We start from the raw sequence: 13,910 nt of genomic DNA on the forward strand, positions 1-13,910 counted from the left end.
CCGCGGTTGTCGTCACGACGCTCGAAGCCACGACCACCACGGTCGTCACGACGCTCGAAGGAACGGCCACCACGGTCATCACGACGGTCGTCCCGGCGGAAGCCACCGCCGCGGTTGTCGTCACGACGCTCGAAGCCACGACCACCACGGTCGTCACGACGCTCGAAGGAACGGCCACCACGGTCATCACGACGGTCGTCCCGGCGGAAGCCACCGCCGCGGTTGTCGTCACGACGCTCGAAGCCACGACCACCACGGTCGTCACGACGCTCGAAGGAACGGCCACCACGGTCATCACGACGGTCGTCCCGGCGGAAGCCACCGCCGCGGTTGTCGTCACGACGCTCGAAGCCACGACCACCACGGTCGTCACGACGCTCGAAGGAACGGCCACCACGGTCATCACGACGGTCGTCCCGGCGGAAGCCACCGCCGCGGTTGTCGTCACGACGCTCGAAGCCACGACCACCACGGTCGTCACGACGCTCGAAGGAACGGCCACCACGGTCATCACGACGGTCGTCCCGGCGGAAACCGCCACCACGGTTGTCGTCACGACGCTCGTACGAACGGCCACCACGGTCGTCCCGGTCCGCCCGGTCGACGTCCTGCGCCGCCGGCTGCTCGGGCACGGACACCTCGGCCGCCGCGGCCACCACCGCCGCCTGGGCCTCGGCCACCGCGGCCTCGGGGTCCTCACCCTGCTCGCGGGCGATCCGGGCGATCAGGCGGTCGGCCTCCTCACGCAGCTCGTTCGCGCGCCGCTGCGCCCGCTCCAGCTCCTTGGTGAGCTGGGCGACCTCACGCTCGGCCTGCTGCGCGGCGTTGCCCACGGACTCGGCCTGCACCTCGGTCATCGACCGGGCACCGGTGATCTCGGCGACCTCCGGGTCGAAGGCGCCGGCGCCCTGGATGATGTGGCGCGAGGCGTCGACGCCCGCGTCCTCCATCAGCCGGAAGATCTGGCGCCGCTGGTGCGGCAGGGACAGCGACACGACGGTGCCGGAGCGGCCCGCACGCGCGGTACGGCCGGACCGGTGCAGGTAGTCCTTGTGGTCCCCGGCCGGGTCCACGTTCAGCACCAGGTCGATGCCGTCGACGTGGATACCGCGGGCGGCGACGTCGGTGGCGACGAGCGCGTTGACGTAGCCCTTCTTGAAGTCCTCCAGCACGCGGGTGCGCGCGCCCTGCGTCATACCGCCGTGCAGCGCGTCGGCCTTCACACCGGCGTCGCACAGCTGCTCGGCGATACGGTCGGCGCCCAGCTGGGTGCGGACGAAGATGATCGTGCGGCCCTTGCGGGAGGCGATCGCGGCGGTGACCGGCGCCTTGTCCTTGGGCTTCACGATGAGGATGTGGTGCGACATGGTCGTGACGTTGCCCTGGGCGCTGTCGACCTCGTGCGTGACCGGGTTGCTCAGGTACCGCTTGACCAGGGTGGAGATCTCGTTCTCCATCGTGGCCGAGAACAGCATGCGCTGGCCGCCGGCCGGGACCTGGTCGAGCAGCTCGGTGACCTCGGGCAGGAAGCCCAGGTCGGACATCTGGTCGGCCTCGTCGAGGACGGCGACCTCGACGTTCTCCAGGGAGCAGGCGCCACGGTTGATGATGTCGCGCAGCCGGCCCGGGGTGGCGACGAGGATGTCGACGCCGCGCTCCAGGGCGTAGATCTGGTTGCCCATCGACGTACCGCCGCAGACGACCTTCATCTTCAGGCCGACGACGTCGCCGTAGGGCTGGAGGGCGTCCGCGACCTGCATCGCGAGCTCACGGGTCGGGGTGAGGATGACCGCGCGCGGCTTGTGCTTCTCGGTGCGGCCGCCGGCGAGACGCGCCAGGGTCGGCAGACCGAACGACAGGGTCTTGCCGGAGCCGGTGCGGCCACGGCCGAGGATGTCCTTGCCGGCCAGGGCGTCCGGAATGGTCGCGGCCTGGATCGGGAAGGGGGTGGTCACGCCGTTCTGCGCGAGCTTGCGCACAACGCCTTCGGGGAGACCGAGGTCCGCGAAAGTGACCTCGGGGGCGTCCTCGGCCGCCTCGTTCTCGGGCACGACGACGTGATCAGTACTGGCGATGGACATGCGAATGCGAAACCTTCCGGAGTCTCAGTCGGCACGCGCCCGTCAACTCCGTGATTCGCGATTCGCAATACGACCGCCTCAATGCGGTCCACCACGGCAAGGGAGAGTACGCGCCACACGGCGCGCTCTGCAGTGGCGCCGGGCAAGATGGGATCAAACGATCTGCCACCATACGCACTCCGGGCCCCACAAGGCAAACCGGACTGTGCAGACGACAGTGGGCAGCCGTCCGACGACCGGACAGCGTCCCGAGGGCTCCAACCACCCCCCGGCCGGGATTGTTCCCGCCCCGGGGAGAAAACTTCCCGCGCACCCTCCGCCCCCTTACGCCGGCGCCCCCGCCTCCGGCGCCGGCTCCCGCTGGGCGAGCTGCGGCCCCGGCGGCTCGTGCGCCGACGACGACGGCTCCGGCGTCGGCTCCGGAGACGTCGTCGGCTCCTGCGGCGTCGGCGTGGGCTCCGGCTCGGCCGTCCGGGTGGGCGTCGGCGGGGCCGGCGGTTTCACCGTGGGCCGCGGCGGCTTCCCCGGCCTGACATGCCCCGGCGCCGTCGGGCTCGCGTCAGCGCTCGGCGACGCCTCGGGGGACGCCGACGCCCCCGCCCCGCCACCCTTGCCCTTCTTGTCCTTCTTGTCCTTGCCGCGCCTACGCTCCCCCTCGGCACCGGCCGCGCCGAACCCCGCGCCACCGCCCGACACCGCCGGCCCGCCGTCGGGCGCCTCGCCGCCCCGCTGCCCGGCGGAGTGCGACGGCTTGACGCTCCCGCCCGCATCGTCGCCGACGCTCATGCAGCCGGCGGCAGCGGCGACCGCCACGACCGTGGCGGCCAGTCGGACGGGTACGAACAAGGGGCGCACGGGGCCACCTCCGGAAAGGGTGATGGAGTCAACATCTCCAACTCCCGCCGCCCACAAGAGGACACGCGCCCCGTATTCACAACCCGGTCAGCCGTAGCCCAGGGCGTGAAGGCGCTCGTCGTCGATGCCGAAGTGGTGCGCGATCTCGTGCACCACCGTGATCTCCGTCTCCGCGACGACGTCCTCCCGCGACTCGCACATCCGCAGCGTCGGATTCCGGTAGACGGTGATCCGGTCCGGCAGCACACCGGCGTACCACTCACCCCGGTCGGTCAGCGGAGTCCCCTCGTACAGCCCGAGCAACTCGGGATCGTCCGCCGGGGGCTCGTCCTCGACGAACACCGCGACGTTGTCCATCAGTCGGGTCAACTCCGGCGGGATCCGGTCGAGCGCCTCGGCGACCAGCTCCTCGAACTCCTCACGCGTCATCTCCAGCACAGGCCCATTGTCGGCCACACCCCCGCCGTACGAGAGCCTCCCGGCGCCGCATATCCGGCCGCGCACTTGGGCATACGGGATCAATGGCCCGCGTCCCCGCCGCAGTCCTGAGTGTCCTGAAACCCATCCGCAACGCCCCGCGTGCCCTGGCCCGCCGCTACCGCTCCCGCCAGGCCCCCGCCACGATCGAGCTCGTGGCGCAGCCGCACCCGTGGACCCGCGCGGTCGGGCTCGTCGCCGTCGTCCTCCTCGGCGCCTGGCTGGGCCTGCTGGTCGTGGGCAACGTCCGGGTCCCGGTCGGCCCCATGAACACCACGATGACCCTGCGCCCGTCCTTCACCGGCGGCACGAAGATCAACGTCTCGCCGCTCGGCGCCCTGGAGCTGAACAGCCACATCGCCCCCGTCCGCCTGGACGTCAACGTCGACCAGCTCGACCCCGACCGCTCCCAGGCCCTGGTCGACCACCCCGAACGCCTCTCCGGGCTCCAGGACGAGGTCACCGAGGACGTCGGACGCGGCACCCTCGACCTGGCCGTGCGCTCCGGCGTCGCGGTCGTCGTCGGCGCCACCGCCCTGGGCCTCGCGGTCTACCGCCGCCCCCGCCGCGCGATGGCCGCCGGCGGCCTGGCCCTCACCCTGCTCGCCGCCTCGGGCGGCACCGCGTACGCCACCTGGCGCCCCGACTCCGTCCTGGAACCCAAGTTCTCCGGCCTGCTCACCTCGGCCCCCTCCCTGGTCGGCAACGCACGCAGCATCGTCACGGAATTCGACGTCTACCAGAAGGAGTTGGCCCGCCTGGTCACCAACGTGACCAAGCTCTACGACGCCACCTCGACGCTCCCCGCCTACGCGCCCGACCCCTCCACGATCCGGGTCCTGCACGTCTCCGACATCCACCTCAACCCGGCGAGCTGGAAGATCATCACCTCGCTGGTGGAGCAGTACAAGGTCGACGTGATCGTCGACTCGGGCGACACGATGGACCACGGCACGGCCGCCGAGAACGGCTTCCTGGACCCCATCGAGGACCTCGGAGCGCCTTACGTCTGGGTCCGCGGCAACCACGACTCCATGATCACCCAGCGCTATCTGGAGGGCCTGAAGAACGTCCACGTCCTGGACGAGGGAAAGGCCGAGACGATCAAGGGCCTGCGCTTCGCGGGCATCGGAGACCCGCAGTTCACCCCGGACCGCTCCCGGCAGATCGGCGCCCGGCAGTCCCAGGAACTGGCCGGCGCCCGCCTGGCCACCGCCCTGCGCGACCAGAGCGCGGCCGGCACCCCGGTGGACGTCGCCATCGCCCACGAGCCGGCCGCCGCCCGCGGGGTCGACGGCGAGGTTCCCCTCGTCCTGGCCGGCCACCTCCACCACGACGAGATGGAGATCCTCACGTACGGCACCCGGCTCCGCATCGAGGGCTCCACGGGCGGCAGCGGCCTGCGCGCCATCGAGGGCAAGCACCCCGACCCCATCGAGGCCTCGATCCTCTACTTCGACCGGGACACCCGCCATCTCCAGGCCTGGGACGAGATCGAACTGGGCGGTCTCGGCCTCACGACGGCCGAGGTCAGCCGCCACCTCCCGAAGGAGAACCAGCCCGGCGCGACCCCCTCCCCGAACACCCCCGCGGAGGCCACCCCGTCCCCCGGCCCCTGAAACCGTTTTGGCGATAGCTCCCGCCATCCCATATGCTTCTCACGTCCCCGACGCGCTGAGAAGCGCCCAGGCGGGCCGATAGCCCTCATCGTCTAGCGGCCTAGGACGCCGCCCTTTCAAGGCGGTAGCACGGGTTCGAATCCCGTTGGGGGCACGCACCACCCTGTGCGACACTGTCGTACGAAGCTTGGTCCTGTGGAGCAGTTTGGAGTGCTCGCCACCCTGTCAAGGTGGAGGCCGCGGGTTCAAATCCCGTCAGGACCGCTGAGGTTTCACGTGAAACCTCGTGGCTGGGTAGCTCAGTTGGTACGAGCGTCCGCCTGAAAAGCGGAAGGTCGCCGGTTCGACCCCGGCCCCAGCCACAACCGCCCTACCAGGGCTTGAGCCCCTCTCCATCAATCTTGGAGAGGGGCTCTTTCATGCCGTGTACGCCAACCGGTACGCCAGCGAGTGCTCGCCTGCCCGCGCCAACTGGAAGCGCGCGCCCCACCCAAACAGCCTCACGCGCATGCGACTCCGCGTTGATCACGGGACACTCCACCTGTGAGGGACGCCACACAGTGGGTCTTCGCGCCCACTGCACGCACCTCGCGCTGATACCCGAGGATTACATGGGTGGTGCGATGTTCAGAGGAAGCAAAGGATGTGCTGCAAAACGCGGGATGGCCAAACCTCCACCCGTGACAACCTGCGCAAGACCTCAGCTTCCACCGAATCGCCTCTTGGAGCAGATAAACTCAGCTCGCCTATGGGCCACCGCTCTCCCCATAGAAGCCTATCGGTTGCATAGCCTCGGTCAGCTCTTTGGATATTCAGCAACCATCATGGCCGCCCTAACTAGCGGTGCAATTTTCGCGTCCCTAGGGGAACAGCGGGTTTGGTGGGCAAAGTTGATCTTCGCTATCGGCACCGCTCTTGCCTCAATCGCGACGGCCGTCAAGACGTCCGGCAGGTTCACCAGTCGCTCAATGGCAGCTAAGCATTCGGCGGACCAGTACGGCGACCTCTACGGCCACCTGTTGACCATGGAGGACCGGTTCAGAAGAGGCGACCACGTCCCCGGCGGGGAACTTGAGAGGCTGTATGACAGCTTTCAAGAAATTCAGGCACGGCGACCCTACGTGTCGAGTCGAACACGAGACAAGGCCAAGCGACTCCTGCATACAAGAAGAGTTGAAGGAATCGATGAGCAGGTTCGTTAACGCGCGTGAGGGCTGGCCGCTTCCCGCTCACCAAACCTCACACCACTCTAGGAAAGAATTTCCCCCAGTCTGCTCAACGCCTTACGCTGCCCACCCAGCGAAGCATGGGCGTAAATCTTCATAGTCACCCCGATATCGCTGTGCCCGACAATCTGCCGAACAATGTGGGGCGGCCCCGAGATCCAGCAGAAGCGAAACCGCCGAGTGTCGGAGATCGTGGAATCGGATCTCCATACCGAGACGCTTACGGAGCGGGTCCCAACTACGCCGGAGGTTATCCGGCTCCCGCGGGGTGCCGTTGCGTGACGTGAAGACCAGCCTCTGTTCCTTCCATCCCATGCCGGCAGCAGCGCGCTCCTGGGCCTGCCGCTCGCGATGCTCGGTGAGTGCCTTCACCACAAGAGACGGGAGCGGAACGGTACGGACCGACGCCAGAGTCTTGGGCTTGACCAGCCTCAGCTCTCCCCCGACACGCTGCAGCGCGCGGTCAATGGTCAGCGTTCCGCGGTCCAGGTCGACCGCGTCCCAGCGCAGTCCCAACAACTCACCTCGTCGCATCCCCAGGACCAGGGCGAGCACGTAGAGCGCATGCAACCGGTCCTTGGCCGATTCCCGGATGAGGAGCCTGGCGTCAGCCACGCTGAGGCCCTTCCCGGTGTCATACGAGGGTGTGGGGACCTGAACGAGTTGGGCGACGTTCCGCACGATGAGTTCTTCGCGTACGGGCGTTCTGCAAGGCGTTGCGGAGTACGGCGTGGATGGACTGCACCATGCGACGGGACAGCAGCGCCTTGCAGCACTCCCCCGCAGCGCAGCACTGCGGCTCGGGCCGCTCCTTGTCCCTGCCGTGCTTGCAGCACTGACACTCGGACGCAACGCGGGCCAGCCACGTCCTGACCTCGGCGGCCCGCAAGGTGCGAAGGGATCAGGTGGACCCGGGCCACGCTCTCGTACCCCTGGAAGGTCTTGGGACGCCGGTGAACCTTCACCACGGTCGCGAACCAGCAGGTCAGGTAGTCCTCCAAGTTCATGTTCGTGTCGGGCACCGGGATGCCCTGGTTCTCCTGCGCCTGGGGTGCCCGGGCTGGGACCTGTCCATTGAACAGGTCGTGCCGGAGCCCATCGCTGCCGCCTACGAACGGCTGCGCATCGATGGCTTCACCAGCCGACTCCTACCGGCAGACGTTGCCGCCCGACCCGGTGCGTAATGGCTGGGGCCCAGCGGAGGCGACCAGCCCCAGGTAGGCAGACGTGGCGTACGCCAACAGCAGCGCACAACCACGGCTCGTCGAGGTCACCAGCCCTCAGCAGGATCGGGCCCCAGCCGCTAAGACACGGCCTGAAAAGCGGAAGGTCGCCGGTTCGACCCCGGCCCCAGCCACCGCAGCCCTCACCAGGGCTTGAGCCCCTCTCCGTCACCATCGGAGAGGGGCTCTGTCGTTGGCTCGCACCGTCGTCGGCTCGGTCGCGATCTTCTGCTCAGAGACCCGGCCGGTCGGCTTCTGACGCCTGTGACGAAGACCTGCCCTGCGGCGCTGAGACGGTTGGGACGCACCTGTCCCACCTGTCTCAGGTTCCTCAGGGGGGACTCGTTGATCACGTCATCGTCCGGTGGCCGTCACAGACGCCGGATACGCATCGTCCTGCCCATGGCCGCCATCGGCCTCGCCGCGGCCGTCGCCGCCACCGTGATGCCCTCGTCCGCCGGCGCGGCCACCGCCCTGCCGGCCGCCCCGGCCGTCGAGCCCGCCATCGGCTCGCCCTCGCCCGCCGCCCTGGAGAAGCGCATCGCGGGTGCCCTCACCGGCGGCGGCGCCTCCGGCGGGACGACCGAGAAGTCGTCGCTGAGCTCCGGTACGGCCCCGTCGACCATCGACCCGAAGATCATCGGCGGCACGGAGACGACGCTCAGCTCGGCCCCGTGGATGGCCCAACTCTGGTACCACGACGACAGGGACACCCCCGAGACCGGCGACGACGTCAGCTTCTTCTGCGGTGGCGCGGTCGTGGCACCGACGAAGATCCTGACCGCCGCCCACTGCCTCCGGAACGACAACAGGGACTACAACTGGCAGGCCCACGGCGCCGTCGTCACCGGCACGGCCCAGCTGCCCACCACCGACTCCTCCGGCGCCACCGACCTGCACGGCGGCACGGCCACGGCGGTACAGCGCCAGTGGTGGCAGTGGGGGTACGACCCGGTGGACCGGGAGGTGGCAAAGTACGAGAGTGACCTCGGGATGCTCACCCTGGCCGTCCCGGTCAAGGCGACGCCGATCCGCATGGTCACCCACGGCGACACCGCCTCGTACGCCGCCGGCACCCAGGCCAAGCTCTACGGCTGGGGCCGCACCACCTCGACCGGCCAGGACCTCTCCCCGACGCTGCGGACGGCCACGCTGACCCTGCGCTCCGACAGCACCTGCTCCGGCGTCTACGACACGGCCTTCGCCCCGGGGCGCATGGTCTGCGCGGGCACCCAGAGCGGGACCGACACCGGCACCACCGCCGCGTGCAACGGCGACTCCGGCGGCCCGCTCATCGTCGGCGGCCGGATCGCCGGAGTGGTCTCCTGGGGCACCAAGGACTGCGTGACCCAGGGCTACTACAGCGTTTTCACCAGGATGAGCGCCTACGCCGGCTCCGCCTACCGCCAGATCGACGACACGAATCTGAGCACCTTCAACGGCAGGCCCGACGGCAAGGCCGACCTCTTCGTCCGCAACTCCTCCATGAAGACCGCCTACGAGAAGGACTCCAGCGGCACCTCGTTCGGCACCCGCGTCTCCTGGGGCAACTGGAGCGCCACCAACCTGATCCTCCAGACGGACCTCAACCGGGACGGGTACCAGGACCTGATCTACCGGGTCGGCTCCACCGGTGACGTGTACTGGAAGCACTTCGTGCTCAACAGCGCCCGCACCGGCGGCTCCTGGACCGACACGAGGATCGCCACCGCCTGGAAGACCCGCACCCGGATCATCGTGCCGGGCGACGTCACGGGCGACTACCTGCCCGACCTGCTGTCGGTGGACTCCAACGGGACCCTGTGGACCTACCCCGGCAAGGGCGACGGCACCTTCGGCTCCCGCTTCTCGGTCCGCACCGGCTGGAACCAGTACAACTCCGTGCGCGGCCACGGCGACCTCACCGGCGACGGCAGGGCCGACCTGCTCGCCCGCCAGGCCGGCACCGGCGACCTGTACCTGTACAAGGGCACCGGCAAGACCGGCTCCGAGGCGTTCTCCCCTCGGATCAAGGTGCGCAGCGCCTGGACCGGGTACAACGCTTTCGACGCGGTCGGCGACGTCAGCGGCGACGGCAACGCCGACTTCCTGGCCCGCACCCCCGGCGGCACGCTCTACCTCTACAAGGGCACCGGGAAGGCGACCAGCGAGATCTTCGCTCCGCGGGTCTCGGTCGGCACCGGCTTCCAGCAGTACGACATCTGGGGCTGAACCGCCGGTCCGAGGGACCGGACAGGGCGGGGGCGGCACCGCCCCCGCCCCCGGGGCAAAAGCGTTAGCCACGAATTTCCCCGGGATGAGATCCTGGATCCCGTATGTCTACGCACCCTGCCCCCGCCCTCGGCGCCCTCGCCCCCCGCCTGACCGAGCTGTCCCTGCGTGATGCGCACCGGCTCGGGCGCAGGCTCGAAGGTGCGCGCAAGATCCGTAAGCCGGAGGCGCGGGCCGCCGTGCTCGCCGAGATCGAGACGGAGGTCGGCAAGGCAGAGGAACGGATGGCCGGGCGGCGTGCCCTCGTGCCCGAGGTGACGTACCCCGAGCAGCTGCCGGTCAGCCAGAAGAAGGACGCGATCGCCGACGCCATCCGCGACCACCAGGTCGTGATCGTCGCCGGTGAGACGGGCTCCGGCAAGACGACGCAGATCCCCAAGATCTGCCTGGAGCTCGGGCGCGGCGTACGCGGCATGATCGGACACACGCAGCCGCGCAGGATCGCCGCGCGCACGGTCGCCGAGCGGGTCGCCGAGGAGCTGGACACCCCGCTCGGCGGGGCTGTCGGCTGGAAGGTCCGCTTCACCGACCAGGTCGACCCGGACGCCACCTTCGTCAAGCTCATGACGGACGGCATCCTGCTCGCCGAGATCCAGACCGACCGCGAGCTGCGCGCCTACGACACGATCATCATCGACGAGGCCCACGAGCGGTCCCTCAACATCGACTTCCTGCTGGGCTACCTCGCCCAGCTGCTGCCGAAGCGCCCGGACCTCAAGGTCGTCATCACCTCGGCCACGATCGACCCGGAGCGGTTCTCGCGGCATTTCGGCGACGCCCCCATCATCGAGGTCAGCGGCCGTACGTATCCCGTGGAGGTCCGCTACCGGCCGCTGCTGGAGGAGGACGGCGACGACGCCGACCGCGACCAGATCACCGCGATCACCGATGCCGTGGAAGAGCTCCAGAAGGAGGGCAAGGGCGACATCCTCGTCTTCCTCTCCGGTGAGCGGGAGATCAGGGACACGGCGGACGCCCTCACCAAGAAGAACTACCGGTTCACGGAGATCCTGCCGCTCTACGCCCGGCTCTCCCACGCGGAGCAGCACCGCGTCTTCCAGCCGCACACGGGCCGCAGGATCGTTCTGGCCACGAACGTCGCCGAGACGTCGCTGACGGTCCCGGGGATCAAGTACGTCATCGACCCGGGTTTCGCGCGGATCTCCCGCTACAGCCACCGCACCAAGGTCCAGCGACTGCCGATCGAGCCGGTCTCGCAGGCCAGCGCCAATCAGCGCAAGGGCCGCTGCGGCCGTACCTCGGACGGCATCTGCATCCGTCTGTACAGCGAGGACGACTTCGAGGCGCGCCCGGAGTTCACGGACGCGGAGATCCTCCGGACGAACCTCGCCTCCGTGATCCTTCAGATGACCGCGGCCGGTCTCGGGGACATCGAGAAGTTCCCCTTCATCGACCCGCCGGACCACCGCAACATCCGCGACGGCGTCCAGCTGCTCCAGGAGCTGAACGCCCTGGACCCGGCGCAGAAGGACCCGCGCAAGCGGCTCACGGAGACCGGCCGCAAGCTGGCCCAGCTGCCCGTCGACCCCCGGCTGGCCCGGATGGTCCTGGAGGCGGACAGGAACGGCTGTGTGCGCGAGGTCATGGTCATAGCCGCCGCGCTGTCCATCCAGGACCCGCGCGAGCGCCCCGCCGACAAGCAGGCCCAGGCCGACCAGCAGCACGCCCGCTTCAAGGACGAGACCAGCGACTTCCTGGCCTACCTCAACCTCTGGCGCTACGTCCGTGAGCAGCAGAAGGAGCGGGGGTCGTCCTCCTTCCGCCGGATGTGCAAGCAGGAGTACCTGAACTTCCTTCGCATCCGCGAATGGCAGGACATCTACACGCAGTTGCGCACGGTCGCGAAGCAGATGGGCATCCACCTCAACGAGGACGACGCCCCGGCCGACCGCGTCCACGTCTCCCTCCTGGCCGGCCTGCTGTCGCACGTCGGCATGAAGGACGTCAAGGAAGGCGCCAAGAACGAGTATCTGGGGGCGCGCAACGCGAAGTTCGCGGTCTTCCCGGGTTCGGCCCTGTTCAAGAAACCGCCGCGTTTCGTGATGTCCGCCGAGCTCGTCGAGACGTCACGCCTCTGGGCCCGCGTCAACGCCAAGATCGAACCCGAGTGGGTCGAGCCGCTCGCCGCGCACCTCGTCAAGCGCACGTACAGCGAACCGCACTGGGAGAAGGACCAGGCCGCGGTGATGGCGTACGAGAAGGTCACGCTGTACGGCGTGCCGATCGTGGCGCAGCGGAAGGTCAACTACGGGCGGATCGACCCCGAGATCAGCCGTGAGCTGTTCATCCGGAACGCGCTGGTCGAGGGCGACTGGCGCACGCACCACAAGTTCTTCTCGGACAACCGCCGCCTGCTCACGGAGGTCGAGGAGCTGGAGCACCGCGCCCGGCGCCGGGACATCCTGGTGGACGACGAGACGCTGTACGACTTCTACGACCAGCGGATCCCCGAACACGTGGTGTCCGGCGCCCACTTCGACTCGTGGTGGAAGCACAAGCGGCACGAACAGCCCGACTTCCTCGATTTCGAGCGCGAGATGCTCATCAACGAGAAGGCGGGCGAGGTCACCAAGGCCGATTACCCCGACTCGTGGCGCCAGGGGAATCTCAAGTTCCGGGTGACGTACCAGTTCGAGCCGGGCGCGGACGCGGACGGTGTGACCGTCCACATCCCGCTCCAGGTCCTCAACCAGGTCACGGACGAGGGTTTCGACTGGCAGATCCCGGGGCTGCGCGAGGAGCTGGTGACGGAGCTGATCCGGTCCCTTCCCAAGCCGATCCGCCGGAACTACGTTCCCGCGCCGAACTTCGCAAAGGCGTTCCTGGACCGGGCCGTCCCCCTCCAGGAGCCCCTCACGGCGACCATGACCCGCGAGCTGCGGCTCATGGTCGGGGTGCCCTTCGAGGCGGACGACTTCGATCTGTCCAAGGTCCCCGACCACTTGAAGGTCACGTTCCGGATCGTCGACGAGCGGCGCCGCAAACTGGCCGAGGACAAGGACCTGGAGGCGCTGAAGCTCAAGCTGCGCCCGAAGGCCCGCAAGGCCCTCTCCCAGGCGGCCGCGGCGACGGCCGAGCGCTCGGGCGGAGAGTCGCTGGAGCGCTCGGGCCTGACCGACTGGACGATCGGCACCCTCACCCGCGTCTTCGAGACCCGCCGGGCCGGTCAGCCGGTCAAGGCGTATCCGGCGCTGGTCGACGACGGCGACACGGTCTCCGTGCGCCTCTTCGACACGGAGGCGGAGCAGGCGCAGGCGATGTGGAAGGGCACGCGCCGGCTGATCCTGCGCAACATCCCGGTGAACCCGGCGAAATTCGCGAGCGACCGCCTGACGAACGCCCAGAAGCTGGCCCTGTCGGCGAATCCTCACGGCTCGGTCCAGGGGCTGTTCGACGACTGCGCGATGGCCGCGGCGGACAAGCTCATCGGAGACTTCGGCGGGCCTGCGTGGGACGAGGAGTCGTACCGGAAGCTGTACGACAAGGTGCGCGCCGAGATCGTCGACACGACCGTCCGCACGGTGGGGCAGGTGCAGCAGGTCCTGGCCGCCTGGCAGGCCTGTGAGCGCCGCCTGAAGGCCGTACGCAGCCCCGCGCTGCTGGCGAATCTCCAGGACGTGCGGGGGCAGCTGGACGCGCTCGTGAAGCCCGGCTTCGTGACGGAGGCGGGGCTGCGGCGGATGCCGGACCTGATGCGTTATCTGGTGGCGGCCGACCGGCGGCTCCAGCAGATGCCGACGAACGTCCAGCGGGACACGACGCGCATGCAGAAGGTCCAGGAGATGCAGGACGAGTACGCCTGGCTGCTGGAGCAGATGCCGCGGGGGCGGCCGGTCCCGTCGTCGGTCCTGGACATCCGCTGGATGATCGAGGAGCTCCGGGTCAGCTATTTCGCCCACGCGCTGGGCACGGCGTACCCCGTCTCCGACAAGCGGATCGTGAAGGCGATCGACGCGGCGGCACCGTGACGGGAGCTGTACACAGGGTGAGTTCGACCCGGGGCTCACCCTCCTGTACAGTCTCTTCTCGCAGCGCAACGCACGAATGGCGCCGCGAAACCTGGTCCTGTGGAGCAGTTTGGAGTGCTCGCCACCCTGTCAAGGTGGAGGCCGCGGGTTCAAATCCCGTCAGGACCGC

At 68.9% G+C, this 13,910-nt stretch carries 7 protein-coding genes and 4 tRNA genes; 7 read left to right on the plus strand and 4 right to left on the minus strand.

From position 1 onward, the window contains the following. The 3 genes from GTY56_RS30680 to GTY56_RS30690 all read right to left on the minus strand — a co-directional run. Positions 1–2,081, minus strand: a 2,081-nt coding sequence (locus tag GTY56_RS30680; protein WP_161368553.1) for a DEAD/DEAH box helicase, incomplete at its 3' end; no start/stop codon positions are given. A 324-nt stretch (positions 2,082–2,405) separates the two neighbouring features. Then, entirely contained in the window at positions 2,406–2,936 is a 531-nt protein-coding gene (locus GTY56_RS30685) for a hypothetical protein (RefSeq protein WP_161368554.1), read from the minus strand. 87 nt (positions 2,937–3,023) lie between these two features. Continuing rightward, complete coding sequence (locus GTY56_RS30690) at positions 3,024–3,374, minus strand: metallopeptidase family protein (RefSeq protein ID WP_031137833.1); 351 nt, start codon at positions 3,372–3,374, stop codon at positions 3,024–3,026. Between the two features lie 83 nt (positions 3,375–3,457). On the opposite strand from GTY56_RS30690, the gene GTY56_RS30695 reads away from it, so the two are divergent. The 4 genes from GTY56_RS30695 to GTY56_RS30710 all read left to right on the plus strand — a co-directional run bounded on the left by GTY56_RS30695 (position 3,458) and on the right by GTY56_RS30710 (position 5,394). Further along, positions 3,458–5,032, plus strand: a complete 1,575-nt coding sequence (locus GTY56_RS30695) for a metallophosphoesterase family protein (protein WP_161368555.1) — start codon at positions 3,458–3,460, stop codon at positions 5,030–5,032. An 81-nt stretch (positions 5,033–5,113) separates the two neighbouring features. After that, positions 5,114–5,186: transfer RNA gene (locus GTY56_RS30700), tRNA-Glu, on the plus strand. Positions 5,187–5,221: 35 nt separating this feature from the next. Further along, positions 5,222–5,296 (plus strand) — tRNA-Asp (locus tag GTY56_RS30705). A 24-nt stretch (positions 5,297–5,320) separates the two neighbouring features. Continuing rightward, positions 5,321–5,394: transfer RNA gene (locus GTY56_RS30710), tRNA-Phe, on the plus strand. Positions 5,395–6,315: 921 nt separating this feature from the next. Here GTY56_RS30710 and GTY56_RS40895 read toward each other — a convergent pair. Beyond that, positions 6,316–6,873, minus strand: coding sequence for a site-specific integrase (locus tag GTY56_RS40895; protein ID WP_346345621.1), 558 nt, complete (start codon positions 6,871–6,873; stop codon positions 6,316–6,318). Positions 6,874–7,883: 1,010 nt separating this feature from the next. On the opposite strand from GTY56_RS40895, the gene GTY56_RS30720 reads away from it, so the two are divergent. The 3 genes from GTY56_RS30720 (at position 7,884) to GTY56_RS30730 (ending at position 13,909) form a co-directional block, all read left to right on the plus strand. Then, on the plus strand, positions 7,884–9,692 hold the full coding sequence (locus GTY56_RS30720; RefSeq protein WP_161368556.1) for a trypsin-like serine protease: 1,809 nt from the start codon (positions 7,884–7,886) through the stop codon (positions 9,690–9,692). Between the two features lie 104 nt (positions 9,693–9,796). Continuing rightward, on the plus strand, positions 9,797–13,741 hold the full coding sequence (gene hrpA / locus GTY56_RS30725; protein ID WP_161368557.1) for an ATP-dependent RNA helicase HrpA: 3,945 nt from the start codon (positions 9,797–9,799) through the stop codon (positions 13,739–13,741). Between the two features lie 93 nt (positions 13,742–13,834). Beyond that, positions 13,835–13,909: transfer RNA gene (locus GTY56_RS30730), tRNA-Asp, on the plus strand. Position 13,910 lies beyond the last annotated feature (1 nt).

Source organism: Streptomyces sp. SID5643, assembly GCF_009872555.1.
Lineage (GTDB): Bacteria > Actinomycetota > Actinomycetes > Streptomycetales > Streptomycetaceae > Streptomyces > Streptomyces iakyrus.

Coding starts and splice junctions, on each gene's coding strand:
- GTY56_RS30695 (WP_161368555.1), top strand. CDS start 3,458: ATGGCCCGCGTCCCCGCCGCAGTCCTGAGTGTCCTGAAACCCATCCGC.
- GTY56_RS30720 (WP_161368556.1), top strand. CDS start 7,884: ATGGCCGCCATCGGCCTCGCCGCGGCCGTCGCCGCCACCGTGATGCCC.
- hrpA (WP_161368557.1), top strand. CDS start 9,797: ATGTCTACGCACCCTGCCCCCGCCCTCGGCGCCCTCGCCCCCCGCCTG.